Genomic DNA, 14,127 nt, shown 5'->3' with positions numbered 1-14,127 from the left:
GGCTGTCGGAAAGCGCGCGGCCAGGGCGGCGGGACGCCGCAGCGGGACTGCGCTTTCGGAGGGGAGGGATTTCCGCGCCCTTGCGGGAATCCGTGCCGCATCATTGCGAGCGGGCCGGTGGCACGCCATTGCGCCGGGCCATGGGACCAGATTGGGTCAGGATGCCGGCCGGATCAAGCCTTGATGCGGCATCGCAGCATCCGCCGCCCGTTCCGCCCGAAAGCCGGGCAGCATCGCGCCCGGCCTGCCCGCGAAACGCTCAGCCGGCGAAAGGGGGCTCGAAGATGGTGCCGTCGAAGAAGGCATCGGCGCGCAGAATCATCTGGCCCTTTTCGGCCGCGACCTCGCGGTCCTCGGCCAGCGCGCCTTCCAGCCGCGCCGAGGCGCCGGGCAGCGCCGCCCCCGCCTCGCGCAGGTGCTGGCGATAAAGATCGGTGCGGAAATGCGCCATCGCCTTTTCCATCGCCGGCGCCGGGTCCAGCCCATGCCGCGCGGCGATGCGCTGCGCAAAGAAGGCGGCCAGGCTTTTCCAGGGGAAGTTCGCCGCCCCGGCATGGAAGGCGATGAAGCCCGGCACATGGCGGATTTCGCCCGAGGGCGTGACCTGCAGCCGCCCGGTCAGCCCGCGCTCGGCCAGTTCGGTCGGCAGGTCCAGGTATTCGCGCCGCGACAGGATCTCGGCGGCGGTATCGCGGTTCTCGGGCTCGTCGAGCCAGCGCCCGGCGCGCCAGACCGCCCGCATCAGCGCGCCGGTCAGCTGCGGCTGGCCTTCGGTGAAGTCGCGGCGCAGCACCAGCCCCTTTTCCGGCGGCGAGGCCCAGATCGCGGTGCCCGGCAAGAGCAGCGAGGCAAGGCCGCGGTCCACCGCGCTCGACGCCCAGGGCTCGCCGACGCAGAAGGCATCGACCTCGCCCGCGGCCATGGATTCGGCCATCAGCGGCGGCGGCACGGTCACGACCTCCAGGGCCGGGCTGAAGCCGCTGGCGCCCAGCCAGTGCCGGATCAGTTCCAGCTGGGTCGAGAAATGGAAGGGCACGCCCACCCGCAGCCGGCCGGGCGCGGCCTCATGCAGCGCATGGGCGGCCTTGCGGGCATCGCGGAAGTCGAAGTCGTGGCCCTGCTCGCGCATCCTGGCGGCCAGGGCGGCGCTGACCGCGACCGCCTGCCCGCCCTGCGACAGGAACATCGCCAGGTCCAGCTCCGGCAGCGCCGGGCCCAGACCCAGCGCCTGCGCGACCGGCATCGGCACCAGCATATGCGCCGCCTCGATCAGCCCGGCGCCCAGCATGTCGCGGGCCTGCGCCCAGGCGCCCAGGCGCAGCAGCTGGAATTCCAGCCCCTCTTCGGCGGCAAAGCCCAGCTCGCGCGCCACGATCAGGGGCGCGGCGTCGATCAGCGGCACATAGCCAAGGCGCAGGGACGTCAGCGGCATGAGAGCAACCCCGCGGCAAGGACCAGCTGCTGCGCGATCTCGGCCACGCGCTTGCCCTGGTCCATCGCCGTCTTGCGCAACAGCGCATAGGCGGCCTCTTCGTCGATGCCGCGCGCCTTCATCAGCACCGCCTTGGCGCGGTCGATCACCTTGCGCTCCTCCAGCGCGGCGCGGGTCGCGGCCAGTTCGGCGCGCATGCGCTGGAACATGTGAAAGCGCGCGATGGCCGCGTCCAGCACCGGCTTGATCCGGTCCGGCCGCAACCCATCCACGACATAGGCCGAGATGCCGGCCTCGACCGCCGCCCGCGTCAGATGCTCGTCCGAGCGGTCCACGAACATCGCCACCGGCCGCTCGGTCGGGCCCGAGGCCAGCGCCAGCTCCTCGAGCACGTCGCGCGAGGGGTTGGCCAGGTCGATCAGCACGATGTCGGGCCGGCATTCGGCGATATGGCGCGCCAGCCCGGTTTCCTCGGAGATGATGCGGATGTCGTGGTCGCCGATCTCGCGCAGCCCGTCCACGATCGGGGCGGCGCGCTCGGGGTCGGGCTCGATGACGACGATGGAAAGGCGCTTGTCCATCTGCTTCCTGATCTGTGCCGCCCTTGCAGGTGCCATCGCAGCCGCACGCCCGCAACGCATCACCCCGTCGCCGTGCCGCCCCGCGCGGGATCTGCCCGCCCGGCGGGCAGTTTTCGGGCGGCTCTGCCCAAGGGGCGGGCAGGAAGGTTGCCGCGCCCGCTCCCTTGAGCCTGGCGGGGGTTTGGCTAATCTGGCGGCGACGCGCGAGCAGAGGGACACCATGCCAGAGATCATCCTGCTGACGGGCAAGGCCGCCCCCCTGCCCGGAAGCGACCAGAAAAGCGGCATCGACAAGCGCCCGGTGGACCGGCCGCTGGCGCTTGGCCCGGAGGGGCTCGAAGGCGACGAACAGGCCGACCGCCGCGTGCATGGCGGGCCGGAAAAGGCCGTGCATCACTATCCTTTCGATCATTATGCGGCCTGGCGCGAGGAACTTGGGCGGCTGCGCCCGGCCGAAGCACCGGGGGTTTCACACCCCCGGACCCCCGTGGGGTATTTGGAAAACGGAGAAATCATGGGGTTGCTGGGGGCGCCCGGCGCCTTTGGCGAGAATATCTCGACCGAGGGGCCGACCGAGGCGGAGGTCGCGGTGGGCGACATCTTCCGGCTGGGCACGGCGCTGGTGCAGGTCTCGCAGGGGCGGCAGCCCTGCTGGAAGCTGAATCGCCGCTTCGGGGTCGCGGACATGGCGCGGCGCGTGCAGGAAAGCGGCCGCACCGGCTGGTATTACCGCATCCTGCAGCCCGGCGTGGTCGCCCCCGGCGACCGGCTGGAGCTGGTCGACCGGGTGGCGCCGGAATGGACGCTCGGCCGGCTGTGGCATGCGCTTTACGTGGACCGGCTGAACCTGGGCGAGCTGCAGGGCATCGCCGGGCTCGACGTGCTGGCCGAGGGCTGGCGGCGCTACGCCATCCGCCGGCTGGAGAGCGGGCGGGTCGAGGACTGGTCCAGGCGGCTGGAGGGCAGCGCATGAGCCGGCCGCTGGTGATCTCGATCCAGAGCCAGGTGGTCATGGGCCATGTCGGCAATTCCGCCGCGGTCTTTCCGATGCTGGCCGCCGGGCTGGAGGTGGCGCCGATCCCGACGGTGATCTTTTCCAACACGCCGGATTACCCGACCCTGCGCGGCCGGGCCCTGCCGGGCGATTTCTTCGCCGACCTCTTGCAGGGCGCCTGGGACCGCGGCCTGCCCGAGCGCGCGGATTTCCTGCTGACCGGCTATATCGGCTCGGTCGAGGTGGCGCGGCTGACCGCCGATTTCGTCGCCCGCGCCAAGGCGGCGAACCCGCGGCTGCGCTATTACTGCGATCCGGTGCTGGGCGACGAGCAGCCGGGGCTTTATGTGCCCAGGGAGATCGCCGACACCTTCCGCGACCGGCTGCTGCCCATGGCCGACATCGCCTCGCCCAACCCGTTCGAGGTCGCCTGGCTGACCGGCCAGCCCATCGCGGAACTGGCCGACATCCCCCGCGCCGCCCGCGCCCTGCGCATGGCCCCCGAGGCGCGGCTGATCGTCACCGGCTGCAAGCTGCGCGAGACGGCGCCGGACATGCTGGAAAGCGTGATCCACGGTCCCGAGGGCCTGTCGCGCCACCCGACGCCGCACCTGCCGCTGGCCATGGCGGGAACCGGAGACCTGTTCGCCGGCCTTGTCGCCGCGGCGCTGGGAAGCGGGCGCAGCCTGGCGCAGGCGGTCGAATATGCGCAGGTCCAGACCTCGCGGGCGCTGATGCGCGCGGCGGCGCTGGGAACGAAGGAGGTCGTCCTGTGCGACCGCGATTTCCGCATGGCGCTGCTGGGGGCCTGAAGCCGCGCCCTGGCGGCGGAATTGCCGGCCGGCGCGCCCTTGCCGGATTGCGCCTTCATCGGCCGTCCTCGTATTCCCGCAACCGGCACGTGACCTCGAAGAGCGCCCGCGCCAGGTGCTTTTGCACCGAGCTTTCCGACAGCGCCATATGCTGTGCCACCTCGCGATAGCTAAGGCCCCGGATGCGGTGCAGAACGAAGATCCGCCGCGTCTTGTCCGGCTCGCCTCGAAATATCGAACAGCAAGGCGGAGGCCTGGCGCCGAGCGTCGTCATCGGATCACCGCCACGTCACCAGGATGACGGAGGCAGAGTTCGACGCATTCACGCGCGGGCTAGTCGATTGGGCGCGTGAGGCATATCGTGACCCCAATATCTGACCCCCGCCCCTTCGCCGAGGTGCTGCGCGACTGGATCGGTCGGCACGGCGGCAGCGCCTATGCTGCCGCGCCGCGGCTGCACACCACAGAGCAGACGCTGGGCCGCTGGCTGCGCGGCTCGACCTGCGCCACTGAGACGGCACAGCGGGCGCTGATGACTCTGGTGGATGAGGGGCGGGCCTAGGCTGTCAGCGGACGGACCAAGCCGGAGACCGTGCTGCAACGCCCCCCGCCGGAGGGCTCCCTGCGAGCGGTACGGGGGCCGATCTTGGTGACGCGTCATGCGTCTGGCGCATAGCTGGCCGAGGATCGAGGCTTGAAGGCGCCTTCAACCTCCCTTCATCCGCGCCGGTTTTTTTTGACGCAAAGCGCCGGTTTTTTGACGCGCTACACCTGCAAAGCCGGATCCGCAGGCAGGGGCCCGGCCCGGCAGGCCGGCCTGCGCCGGACCCTCCGGCAAGGCGATTGGCGGAAGGGAGTGGGAGTCGAACCCACCAAAGACTGACGCAGCCTCAACCGGATTTGAAATCCGGCCGCCCCACCAGGAACGCTTCCCTTCCATCGCCGCCCCTCAGGCGGCCTGCAGCCGGGCGCAGATCGCCGCCACGGCCCGGTTCGCATCTTCCAGCGCATGGCCGACCTCGCCGCCAAACCCCGCGCGCACCGCACCTATGGCATACATACCCGGCAACGATGTCTCGAGATGGTCGTCGACGGCCAGCGGTTCCTGGCCCTGCACCGCGCCCGGCGGCAGGAAGCCCGTATTCGGCACCAGCCCGACCATGGCGAAGAAGCCCTGCACCTCGACCCGGTCCTGGGCGCCGCTGCGCAGGTCGCGCAGCCGGGCATGGGAAAGCCCGCCCGCGCCCTCCAGCGCCTCGACCACGGTGCCGAAGCGGACCGAGATCGGCGCAGCGGCCCCGACCGCCTCGACGAAATCCGGCCGCGCGGTAAAGCGGTCGCCGCGATGGACCAGATGCACGACCGGGCAGTATTCGGCCAGGATCAGCGCCTCCTGCAGGGCGGAATCGCCGCCGCCCACCACCATGCCGGGCTTGCCGCGCACCATCGGGCCGTCGCAATCGGCGCAATGCGAGACGCCGCGATGCTCGAACTCGGCCTCGCCGGGGATGCCGAGCGCGCGGTGGCTGGCGCCGCTGGCGACGATCACGCTGCGCGCGGCGTGGCGTGCGGCGCCGGTGACGACGGTCCAGCCGCCGCCTTCGCCCGCCTCGATGGCGGTCACATGTTCGGGGATGTTTTCCACCCCCAGCTCGGTGGCGCGCATCATCAGCTCGGCCGACAGGTCGACGCCGGATTCCGGCATGCCCTCGGGGCCGGGCCAGAGCCTGTTGATGTTCAGCACCAGCCCGCCGAACATGCCGCCTTCGGCCAGCGCGACCCTGAGCCCCCGTTGCGCGGCCTGCCCGGCCGCCGCCATGCCGGCGACGCCGGAGCCGATGATGAAGATGTCGTAGGGATTGCTCATCTCGTTCTCCTGTTCTGGATGCGGGGTGGATGCGCCGGCCCGGCCGCGGCCGCGGCCGTCGCGTCATGCCCGGCCCGCAGCAAGCGGACATTGCCCTGGCGAAGCGTGACCCCCTGCCGGTCCAGGCATTCCAGGATCTCGATGGCAAGGGCGCGCCCGGTCCCGATCACGTCGCGGTAGTCCGCAGCGCTGAACAGCCCGTCCGCGGACCGCCGCGCCGTCTCGGCCGCCTTGCGGGCAAGCGTCTCGACGGTTTCGGGCAGGGCAAAGCGCTCGGGCGTGATCTTTACCGCCTCGCCCAGGGCGGCCTTGCGGTGAAGCAGGTCGCGGACCTTCTGCAAGGGGATGCTGGTCTGGACCGACAGTTCGCGGGCGCTGGGGATCTGGAAGCCGGCATCTTCCAGGATCGGCCAGATCAGCGACCAGCTTTGCTTGTCCTGCGGGTTTGCCGTGGAATCGAAGCCGGCCAGCCGCAATTGCGAGCCGACCAGTTCCAGCCCCCAACCCGCGGCGCATTGCCGGACCAGGTCGGCAAAGACCTCGGCCTCCTGTCCGGGCGCGATTTCCTTGTGCAGCCGGCTCAACTCGATCCCCTTGGCATCCTGCCGGGCGGCGTGAAAGCGCGCCACCGCCTCGGCAGCGCGCAGGCCCAGCCGCTCGGCGCGCAGGAAGGAAAAGGCGGTGGGGATGCGCGTCCTGGTCAGCGGCGCCCCCTGGGGCAGCAGCTCCAGCGCCTGCGGCAGCGGCATGGTGTGGATGCGGGCGAACCAGTCCATCGGCACCCCGTCCGGCAGGCCGTCCAGAAGCGCCAGCAAGCCCGCCCGCCGGTCGCGGCCGTCCAGCGCCTGCAAAACCGCGATCCGCCGGCTGCGGCGAGAGGGCGGAAAGGGATTGACCACGAAGCCGCCGCCGATGGTCCGGCTGGCCGATTGGTCGCGGATGATCAGCCGGTCGCCATGCGCGGCATGGACCGGGCGATCCAGCCGCAGCTGCGCCAGCGCCTCCTGCCCGGCCTCGATGGCGCCGCCGCGGCGCAGCGCCAGCCGGGCCGGGATGTCGGCGGCGCCGATATGCAGATGCAGCGGCGTCCAATGCGCCAGGGCCCGCGCCTCGCCCCGCAGAACCCGGATGCGCACGTCGATGCGGTCGGTCACGTGATCGGCCTCGGGGTGAACCAGCCAATCGCCACGCGCCACCGAGGCATGGTCGAGATTGGCCAGGTTGATCGCGCAACGCTCGCCCGCGCGGACCAGCTCGACCGGCTGGCCGTGGCGCTGCAGCTTGCGCACCCGGCCGCGGATGCCGGCGGGGCTGACCTGCAGGCTGTCGCCGATCCGCACCTCTCCCGCCAGCAGGGTGCCGCGCAGGACCGTGCCGCTGCCGGCGGCGACGAAGACGCGGTCCACGACAAAGCGCGGCCAGGCACCATCCTGCCGTTCCGGCGGGCTTTCCAGGGCGGCGACCTCGGCCAGCCGATGCCGCAGCGCCCCGATCCCCGCGCCGGTCGGTGCCGAGACGGCGATCTGCGGAATGGGCGGGAAGCCCGCGCTTTCCAGCAGCTCGTCGACCTCGGCGCGGACCTGCGCGATCCTGTCGGGGCCGGCCCGGTCGCATTTGGTGATGACCACCGTGCCGTCGCGCAGCCGGAGCAGGCCGAGGATATGCAGATGCTCGCGGGTCTGCGGCATCACCCCGTCGTCGGCCGCCACCACCAGCAGGGCATGGCCCACGGCATAGACCCCGCCCAGCATGTTGCGGATGAAGCGCTCGTGCCCCGGCACGTCGATGAAGCTCAGCATGCGGCCGTCGTCCAGCGGCAGATGGGCAAAGCCGACCTCGATCGAGATGCCGCGGGCCTTTTCCTCTTTCAGCCTGTCGGTCTCCATCCCGGTCAAGGCACGGACCAGCGTGGTCTTGCCGTGGTCGATATGGCCGGCCGTGGCGACGATCATGGCCGCCCCGCCACGGGCCGGGCCCGATGCGGCAGGCCGTTGCGCAGAAAGATGGCGCTGCGGGAAACCATGGCACGCTCCATTGTTGTCGATGATCCGGCTTGCGTCCGGCCCCGGCGGGCCGCGCGGGCCACGGGGGCATCGCGGCCACCCCTGGCCCATCCCGCACGGGGACCGCGCCCCCAGGGCTATTGCTTCAGCGCATCCAGCACGGATTGCGCGTCCAGCCCGGCCTTGGTCATGTCCTGCGCCCAGGCGGCGACCACGCCCTCGAATTTCTCCTCGAACTGGACGATCTGCTCGGGGGTCAGCTCGACGACGCTATGGCCGTTCTCGGCCACGATCCGGTCGCGGATCACCAGGGTTTCGCGATCCTCGTAGCTGCAAAGCTGGTCCTGCGCCTTCAGCCCGGCCTCGGCCACGATCTGCCGCACGTCCTCGGGCAGCTTGTTCCAGCTGGCCTCGCTGATGGCGAAGCCGACCAGGTTGCCGCCGAAGCGCGGGCCGTGGACCGAGTATTTCAGCAGGTTCTCCAGGTCGAAGTCGGGCAGGCTGACATAGAGATAGAACGTCCCGTCGATGGTCCCGCGGCTGAGCGAATCGTAAAGCTCGCCCACCGGGGCCTGGATCGGCACGGCGCCCAGCTGGCTGGCGGTCTTGCCGACGGCATTGCCGTTCGCGCGGATCTTCAGCCCCTTGATCGCCTCGATCCCCTCGGGCCGGACCCTGGTGGTCATCAGCACGTTGGGCGGGATCACGTTGGCGAAAAGCACGCGCATGCCCTGCGCCTTGTATTCGCTGTCGCCCAGAAGGCCGCCGGGCTTCACGATGTCCCAGACCATATGCGTGCCTTCGCAGGACGAATCGTAAAGCCCCGGCAGCTCGCCCGCGGTCGAAAGCGGCAGCTTGTCGGGGGAATATTGCGGGACGAAGAAGGCGATGTCGGCGATGCCCGAGGACAGCACCGACAGCATGTCCTTGCCCAGCTGGCCCGCCGGATAGACCTCGAAGCGGACGCGGCCGCCGGTCCTGGCGGTGATCTCGTCCGTCATGACCTGGCCGCCCTGCTTCCAGATATAGACATCCGCCGGCAGCAGATGCGCGACCTTCAGCGTGATCGTGTCCTCCGCCATCGCGGGCCCGGCCAGCAGCGCCAGCGCCGCGGCGGGACCGGCGAGGCGGCTGCCCTGTCGGAACACGGCTTTCCATGAAATCATGATGTCCTCCCTGATCTGTCTTCGCCGGCCGGGGCCTGGCGATCGGGCGTCTCCTCCACCCGGACGCAGGGATGATGCGGCAATTTCCAGCGCGCACCTACGACGAAAGCACCTGCATAGGCACCGCCTATGATCGACATCGGGCCGCGCCGGTATTCCCCGCCACGGCCAGGCCGCTAGGCTTGCGGGGGACCGGGCCATGACGAGGGGAGGGGCGGCAATGGATCTGGACATCAAGGGGTTGCGCGTCGTCGTCACCGGGGGCGCCCTGGGGCTGGGCGCGGAAATCGTGCGCCGTTTCCTGGCAGAGGGCGCGCGCGTCCATGCCTGCGACATCGACGAGGCGGCGCTTGGCCGGCTTGGCCGGCAGGACGGGCTGTCGCTGGGCGCCTGCGACGTGGCCGACCCGCAATCGGTCGAGCGGATGCTGGCCGCGGCGGTGCAGGCCATGGGCGGGCTCGACTGTCTCGCCAACAATGCCGCCGTCTCGGGGCCGCTGGCCCCGGTCGAGGAAACCGAGATCGCGGCCTGGGAACATTGCCTGCGGGTCTGCCTGTTCGGGCAGTATTACTGCTGCCGCTTTGCCGTGCCGCATCTTCGGCGCTCGGCGAACGGCTCGATCGTCAACCTGTCCTCGGCGGCGGGGAAGTTCGGCTTTACCAACCGCTCGGCCTATGCCGCGGCGAAATCGGGCATCCTGGGCCTGACCCGCACGCTCTCGCGCGAGCTGGGACCGGCTGGGGTCCGCTGCAACGCGGTGCTGCCCGGCATCATCGACGGCGACCGGCTGCAGCGCGTGCTGGCGGCGAATGCCCAGGCGCAGGGCCGCAGCCCCGAGGCGGTGGCGCAGGATTGGCTGGCCCATGCCTCGATCAAAAGGATGTTGAAGGCCGGGGAGGTGGCTGACATGATCGCTTATCTGGCCTCGCCGCGGGGGCGCTCGATCTCGGGGCAGGCGATCAGCATCGACGGCGACCTGCAAATGCTCGCCTGACCGTTGCGGGCGGAGGAGGCGCGGCATGTCCCGACCAGCCATACCGGCGCTTGCCGGACATGCCCGGCCATGACGGCCGTGGACAACAAGCCGCCGCGGCTGGAGCTGCGGCAGCTGCGCTACGTGGCCATGGTGGCGGAATGCGGCAGCATCACCCGCGCCGCCGCCCGGCTGGGCATCGCCCAGCCCTCGCTGTCCGAGGCGCTGTCCCGGCTTGAACAGGATCTCGACACCGCGCTGCTGGTGCGCGGCAAGCATGGCGTGATCCTGACCGAGGCCGGCGCCACCCTGGCCGAGACCGGGCGGCAGGTGCTGGACACCATCGACACCGCGCTGGAGCAGGTCCAGAAGCTGGGCCACCAGAGCCGGCGCGAGATCGCGGTCGGCCTGCCGATGACGCTGACCGGGCTGATGGCGGTGCCGCTGGCCGACAGCATCGCCCACGAGCATCCCGACATCCGCGTGCAGATCACCGAGGCGACCACCACGGTCCTGCTGGAGCAGCTGGCCAGCGGCGCGCTGGACCTTGCGGTCTGCTATGGCGGGGCGGATTTCGACGCCTTCGCCGCGCAGCCGATCTTCGAGGAAGAGCTGTTCCTGGTCGCCGCCTCGGACAACTGGAGCGAAAGCCCGGTCATCGACGGCCTGGCTCAGAAGGCCATCGCCTTCGATCGCCTGGCGGATCTGCCGCTGGTCCTGCCGGCAAAGCAGAACCCGATGCGACTGATGCTGGATCGCCTGGCCAAGGCGCATAAATGCGAACTGAAACCGCTGCTGGAGCTGGATTCGCTGCTGAGCCTGGTGACATTCGCCAGCCGGGCCAGCGCGCATATCGTCCTGTCCCATGCCGCGGTGGTCAAGGAGGTGGCGAACGGGACGCTGGTGCTGGTCCCCTTCCGCGAGCCGGCGCCAACCCATACCGCCTATCTGCTGCGCCGGCGCGATCGGCCGGTTTCCTCGGCCAGCCTGCTGGTCGAGCGGATGATCCTGTCGGTGCTGGCCGAGATGATCGCCCGCTATCGCCTGAAGGCGCGGCTGCTGAAACCGGCCGGCGACTGAGGCGCGTCAGGGTGCGCCGGGACGCGCCCAGTAGGGACACGTTTTCATAACCTTGTTCGGGGACGTGTCAGGGTGCGCCGGGGCGCACCCCGCGCCTGGTTCAGGGCAGCCGGATCTTCTTCGTCACCGCCATGTTGCCGAAGGTCGCGCAATACGAGTTGTGATAGGCCTCGGGGCCCCCCGCCACCGCGATCAGGATGTCCTCGGCCCTGGCCGTGACCATGTTCCTGCCGTCGATGATGTTGCGCGAGTTCTGCTCGACCGCGCTGACCTCCTGGGGCAGTTCGCTGGCCGGAAAGGTGGCGCGGCGGAACAGCTCCTCGCGGATGCGCGGCTTGTCGTAGCCCTGCTTGGCCAGCAGGTCGGCATGGCCGGGATTGAGGAACAGGATCGGGTTGCCTTCGCCCAGCAGCATGTTGTTGGCGGCAAAGGACACCATGCCGCTGGCCAGCGTGCGCAGGATGCTCTCGGCCTGCTGGAAGCACACGAACATGTTGCCGATGTCCTGCACGCCGACCACGGTGACGGTGCTGTCCTCCGGCTCGAAGCCGCGCTCGACATGCAAGGGCACCCAGGGGCTTTCCTCCTCGGCCTCGCCCAGGCACATGGTGTATTTGCCCGGCTGGCCCAGGGTGGCCTTGTCCACCTCTTCGGGGATGGCGCCGCCGATGTTGAGCATGATCAGCCGGATCGCCCGGCCGATGGTGGCATTCGCCCGCCGCCCCGGACCCAGCGCATTGCGCCCGCAGTTCAGGTTCAGCTGCTGCCGGACCGGGCCGTTGACCAGGATCAGCGGCCCGACCGGGTTGGTGGTGGTGGCGACGCCGAACAGGTTGAACTGCGGCTCGACCAGCGCCTCGACCGCCGCGATCAGCACCGGCATGTATTCCGGCAGGCAGCCGGCCATGACGGCGTTGACCGCGATCCCGGTCACGGTGGCCAGATGGTTGGCCGGCGGGATCACGGCGATCTCGTCCGAGCCGGGCCGGCCCGATGCGGCGATGAACCGCTGCACCAGGTCGTCGGTGGGCGGGATGACCGGCATGCCGTCGGTCAGTCCCATGCGATAGAGCGTGTCGAACAGCTCGGCCGGATCGGCCGGCGCCTCGATCATGGCGGCGTTCTGCTGGTTCATTCCGTATCTCCCCCGCCTTGCCGCCCCGCCCCGACAGCGCCCGGTGCGATCAGGCCGACATAGGTCTCGACGATGGTTTCGGTGACGCGCGCCACCTCTCCCTCCGCATAGAATTGCGGGTTGAGCGGAAAGACGATGGTGGGCAGATCCGGCATTCCCCGTCCCGTGCGCGCCATCCTGGCAAGCGCGGTGAAGCGTTCGGTGACAAAGACGACCGAGGGGATTCCGCGTTTGGTCAATTCGATGCAGTCATGGACACTCCACGACGTGCATGAGCCTCAGTTGGCCAGGCCGACGACGGCAAAATCGCCCAGCCGAGCGGCCTCGGCGATCACGGCCTCGTCGACGGCGGTGCTGACCGGGACGTCGAACTGGATCACGTCCTTGACGCCATAGCGCGACTTCAGCGCGGCGCCCAGATGGTCGATCATCTCGTCCATGCAGGTCCAGTGGTTGTTCAGCACCACCATTGTCTTGCCCTGCAAGCCGTTGATCTTGGGATAAAGCTGCGCCGCGGCATCGCGGGCCTTGGCGCGCGGATCATGGATAAACAGTCGTTCCGTCATGGTTCCCTCCTGAAAACGCGGGGGGCGCGATGGCCCTGGTGCCCTGGATGATCCGGCAGAACGGCCCGTGAGGCAATCGCCGACCCGGCCGCATAGGCGCCCCCTATGCCAAAGCCGCGGCGCGCCTAGGCATGGCGGGGGGACAGGCCCGGCCCTGGGTCGGCGCGGCGCGGGCGCTCGCATGGGGCAAGGCCGGCGACGTGCCGGAACGGCCTCCCCTGGCTCCTATGGCATTCATAGGCCCGCTTCAGATTCGTTGACGGTGCCGGCCGCCGCCGACTAGGCTGCATGTGTCGTGGCTGTCCAGCCGAACGCGACCCCGTGCAACGTCGGAGGTTCCGATGGCAGTTGCGGCAGCACCCCGCATCATCCCGGCATCCTCCCGCAACCAGAGGACCAGACCATGCCCAGCACCAGCCGACGCAACATGTTGAAACTCGCCTTGGCCGCCGCCGCGATCCCCGCGGTGCCGGGCCTGCTGCGGGCGGCGCCCGAACCCCGCGGCTTCGCCCCCGCGCCCGGCGACTGGCGCAGCTTCGAGCTGCGCACGCGGGTCAGGCTTGCGCCGCAGGGCCCCGCGCAGATCTGGCTGCCGGTGCCCTCGGCCCAGTCGGACTACCAGCGCTCGCTGGACGACAGCGTGACCGGCAATGCCAGCGAAGCCGCCTTCGTCACCGATCCGGCCAGCGGGGCGCGGATGCTGCACGCGCGCTTCGACGCCTCGGTCGCCGAGCCCACGGTCGAGCTGGTCAGCCGCATCCAGACCCGCAACCGCACCGTGGACTGGAGCCGCACCTCGGAGGTGCAGGAAGACCCGGCGGTGCTGGAAGCCGCGCTGAAGGGCTCCAGCCTCAAGCCGCTGGACGGCGTGGTGCTGGACCGCGCGCGCGAGATCACCCAGGGCGCCACCACCGACCGCGAGAAAATCGCCGCGATCTATGCCTGGATCGTCAACCATTGCTATCGCAACCTGGACACGCCCGGCTGCGGACCGGGCGACATCCAGGCCACGCTGACCTCGGCCGGGCTCGGCGGCAAATGCGCCGACCTGAACGGGCTTTTCGTGGGGCTGGCCCGCGCCTCGGACATGCCGGCGCGCGACATCTACGGCGTGCGGGTGGCGCCCTCGGCCTTCGGCTACAAGCAGCTGGGCGCAAACAGCCCCGACGTGACCGGCGCGCAGCATTGCCGGGCCGAGGTCTGGCTGGCGGGCCACGGCTGGGTGGCGATGGACCCGGCGGACGTGCTGAAGGTGATGCGGGCCGAGACGGACCGCTGGATCAAGGATCCGGCCGACCCGCTGGTCGCACCCGTCAACGCGGCGCTTTTCGGCAATTGGGAAGGCAACTGGGTCGCCTATAACACCGCCAGCGACGTGACCCTGCCCGGCGCGAACGGCGCCCCGGCCCTGCCCTTCCTGATGTATCCGCAGGGCCTGAACGCCCAGGGACGGCTGGACGAGCTGGACGCCAAGGCATTCTCCTACGAGATGACCGCGCAAGAGGTCTGAGCAAGCCC

General features: G+C 70.1%; 15 protein-coding genes and 1 tRNA gene. 6 read left to right on the top strand and 10 right to left on the bottom strand.

Annotation, left to right across the window (positions count from 1 at the left end; all coding sequences use genetic code 11):
* Positions 1–259: 259 nt before the first annotated feature.
* Both FE811_RS09315 and FE811_RS09310 read right to left on the bottom strand, forming a co-directional pair.
* Positions 260–1,432, bottom strand: a complete 1,173-nt coding sequence (locus tag FE811_RS09315; RefSeq protein ID WP_116220650.1) for a CmpA/NrtA family ABC transporter substrate-binding protein — start codon at positions 1,430–1,432, stop codon at positions 260–262.
* Positions 1,423–2,013 carry an ANTAR domain-containing response regulator gene (locus FE811_RS09310; protein WP_036753460.1) on the bottom strand — a complete coding sequence of 197 codons (591 nt, stop codon included), beginning with the start codon at positions 2,011–2,013 and terminating at the stop codon, positions 1,423–1,425. The genes FE811_RS09315 and FE811_RS09310 overlap by 10 nt, the downstream gene beginning before the upstream one ends.
* Before the next feature lie 220 nt (positions 2,014–2,233).
* On the opposite strand from FE811_RS09310, the gene FE811_RS09305 reads away from it, so the two are divergent.
* Together FE811_RS09305 and pdxY are read left to right on the top strand one after the other, a co-directional pair.
* A complete protein-coding gene (locus FE811_RS09305; RefSeq protein ID WP_116220649.1) occupies positions 2,234–2,986 on the top strand; it encodes an MOSC domain-containing protein in 753 nt (250 codons plus the stop codon).
* Positions 2,983–3,819, top strand: a complete 837-nt coding sequence (gene pdxY, locus FE811_RS09300; protein WP_072462259.1) for a pyridoxal kinase — start codon at positions 2,983–2,985, stop codon at positions 3,817–3,819. The genes FE811_RS09305 and pdxY overlap by 4 nt, the downstream gene beginning before the upstream one ends.
* A 55-nt stretch (positions 3,820–3,874) precedes the next feature.
* Here the strand turns inward: pdxY and FE811_RS09295 are convergent, their stop codons facing one another.
* Positions 3,875–4,093 (bottom strand): RNA polymerase sigma factor, encoded by a 219-nt coding sequence (locus FE811_RS09295; RefSeq protein WP_244294864.1) that lies wholly within the window; start codon positions 4,091–4,093, stop codon positions 3,875–3,877.
* A gap of 87 nt (positions 4,094–4,180) precedes the next feature.
* Here FE811_RS09295 and FE811_RS09290 point away from each other — a divergent pair, with 87 nt between their 5' ends.
* Positions 4,181–4,381 (top strand): hypothetical protein, encoded by a 201-nt coding sequence (locus FE811_RS09290; protein WP_114536667.1) that lies wholly within the window; start codon positions 4,181–4,183, stop codon positions 4,379–4,381.
* Positions 4,382–4,663: 282 nt separating this feature from the next.
* Here the strand turns inward: FE811_RS09290 and FE811_RS27415 are convergent.
* The 4 genes from FE811_RS27415 to dctP all read right to left on the bottom strand — a co-directional run bounded on the left by FE811_RS27415 (position 4,664) and on the right by dctP (position 8,855).
* Positions 4,664–4,757, bottom strand: a tRNA-Sec gene (locus FE811_RS27415).
* An 11-nt stretch (positions 4,758–4,768) separates the two neighbouring features.
* A complete protein-coding gene (locus FE811_RS09285; RefSeq protein WP_140847276.1) occupies positions 4,769–5,686 on the bottom strand; it encodes an NAD(P)/FAD-dependent oxidoreductase in 918 nt (305 codons plus the stop codon).
* Positions 5,683–7,638 (bottom strand): selenocysteine-specific translation elongation factor, encoded by a 1,956-nt coding sequence (gene selB, locus FE811_RS09280; protein WP_166435381.1) that lies wholly within the window; start codon positions 7,636–7,638, stop codon positions 5,683–5,685. The genes FE811_RS09285 and selB overlap by 4 nt, the downstream gene beginning before the upstream one ends.
* A 188-nt stretch (positions 7,639–7,826) precedes the next feature.
* A complete protein-coding gene (gene dctP / locus FE811_RS09275) occupies positions 7,827–8,855 on the bottom strand; it encodes a TRAP transporter substrate-binding protein DctP (RefSeq protein ID WP_181180841.1) in 1,029 nt (342 codons plus the stop codon).
* 220 nt (positions 8,856–9,075) lie between these two features.
* Between dctP and FE811_RS09270 the strand changes: the two genes are divergently transcribed.
* Together FE811_RS09270 and FE811_RS09265 are read left to right on the top strand one after the other, a co-directional pair.
* Positions 9,076–9,849, top strand: a complete 774-nt coding sequence (locus FE811_RS09270) for an SDR family oxidoreductase (protein ID WP_116221662.1) — start codon at positions 9,076–9,078, stop codon at positions 9,847–9,849.
* A 69-nt stretch (positions 9,850–9,918) separates the two neighbouring features.
* The gene (locus tag FE811_RS09265) at positions 9,919–10,908 is read left to right on the top strand and encodes a LysR family transcriptional regulator (RefSeq protein ID WP_036753478.1); all 990 of its coding nucleotides are present in this window, start codon (positions 9,919–9,921) and stop codon (positions 10,906–10,908) included.
* A gap of 100 nt (positions 10,909–11,008) precedes the next feature.
* Here FE811_RS09265 and FE811_RS09260 read toward each other — a convergent pair whose 3' ends face one another.
* Genes FE811_RS09260 through FE811_RS09250 form a run of 3 tightly spaced genes read right to left on the bottom strand, consistent with a single transcriptional unit; the run spans position 11,009 to position 12,609 of the window.
* Positions 11,009–12,043 (bottom strand): hypothetical protein, encoded by a 1,035-nt coding sequence (locus FE811_RS09260; protein ID WP_116220645.1) that lies wholly within the window; start codon positions 12,041–12,043, stop codon positions 11,009–11,011.
* On the bottom strand, positions 12,040–12,282 hold the full coding sequence (locus tag FE811_RS09255; protein ID WP_036753484.1) for a hypothetical protein: 243 nt from the start codon (positions 12,280–12,282) through the stop codon (positions 12,040–12,042). Before FE811_RS09255 ends, FE811_RS09260 begins: the two co-directional genes overlap by 4 nt.
* A gap of 39 nt (positions 12,283–12,321) precedes the next feature.
* Entirely contained in the window at positions 12,322–12,609 is a 288-nt protein-coding gene (locus tag FE811_RS09250; RefSeq protein WP_116220644.1) for a hypothetical protein, read from the bottom strand.
* A gap of 403 nt (positions 12,610–13,012) precedes the next feature.
* Here FE811_RS09250 and FE811_RS09245 point away from each other — a divergent pair, with 403 nt between their 5' ends.
* On the top strand, positions 13,013–14,119 hold the full coding sequence (locus tag FE811_RS09245) for a transglutaminase-like domain-containing protein (RefSeq protein ID WP_116220643.1): 1,107 nt from the start codon (positions 13,013–13,015) through the stop codon (positions 14,117–14,119).
* Positions 14,120–14,127 lie beyond the last annotated feature (8 nt).

Origin of the sequence: Paracoccus sp. FO-3 (assembly GCF_006386455.1) — a bacterium.
GTDB lineage: Bacteria > Pseudomonadota > Alphaproteobacteria > Rhodobacterales > Rhodobacteraceae > Paracoccus > Paracoccus versutus.
This window is presented reverse-complemented; position numbering and strand designations above follow the sequence as displayed.

What these genes read in the sequence shown, in the direction of transcription:
- FE811_RS09260 (WP_116220645.1), bottom strand. Translation starts at nt 12,043, where the DNA reads ATGAACCAGCAGAACGCCGCCATGATCGAGGCGCCGGCCGATCCGGCC.
- FE811_RS09285 (WP_140847276.1), bottom strand. Translation starts at nt 5,686, where the DNA reads ATGAGCAATCCCTACGACATCTTCATCATCGGCTCCGGCGTCGCCGGC.
- FE811_RS09305 (WP_116220649.1), top strand. Translation starts at nt 2,234, where the DNA reads ATGCCAGAGATCATCCTGCTGACGGGCAAGGCCGCCCCCCTGCCCGGA.
- FE811_RS09310 (WP_036753460.1), bottom strand. Translation starts at nt 2,013, where the DNA reads ATGGACAAGCGCCTTTCCATCGTCGTCATCGAGCCCGACCCCGAGCGC.
- FE811_RS09315 (WP_116220650.1), bottom strand. Translation starts at nt 1,432, where the DNA reads ATGCCGCTGACGTCCCTGCGCCTTGGCTATGTGCCGCTGATCGACGCC.
- FE811_RS09270 (WP_116221662.1), top strand. Translation starts at nt 9,076, where the DNA reads ATGGATCTGGACATCAAGGGGTTGCGCGTCGTCGTCACCGGGGGCGCC.
- FE811_RS09265 (WP_036753478.1), top strand. Translation starts at nt 9,919, where the DNA reads ATGACGGCCGTGGACAACAAGCCGCCGCGGCTGGAGCTGCGGCAGCTG.
- FE811_RS09245 (WP_116220643.1), top strand. Translation starts at nt 13,013, where the DNA reads ATGCCCAGCACCAGCCGACGCAACATGTTGAAACTCGCCTTGGCCGCC.
- dctP (WP_181180841.1), bottom strand. Translation starts at nt 8,855, where the DNA reads ATGATTTCATGGAAAGCCGTGTTCCGACAGGGCAGCCGCCTCGCCGGT.
- selB (WP_166435381.1), bottom strand. Translation starts at nt 7,638, where the DNA reads ATGATCGTCGCCACGGCCGGCCATATCGACCACGGCAAGACCACGCTG.
- FE811_RS09295 (WP_244294864.1), bottom strand. Translation starts at nt 4,093, where the DNA reads ATGACGACGCTCGGCGCCAGGCCTCCGCCTTGCTGTTCGATATTTCGA.
- pdxY (WP_072462259.1), top strand. Translation starts at nt 2,983, where the DNA reads ATGAGCCGGCCGCTGGTGATCTCGATCCAGAGCCAGGTGGTCATGGGC.
- FE811_RS09250 (WP_116220644.1), bottom strand. Translation starts at nt 12,609, where the DNA reads ATGACGGAACGACTGTTTATCCATGATCCGCGCGCCAAGGCCCGCGAT.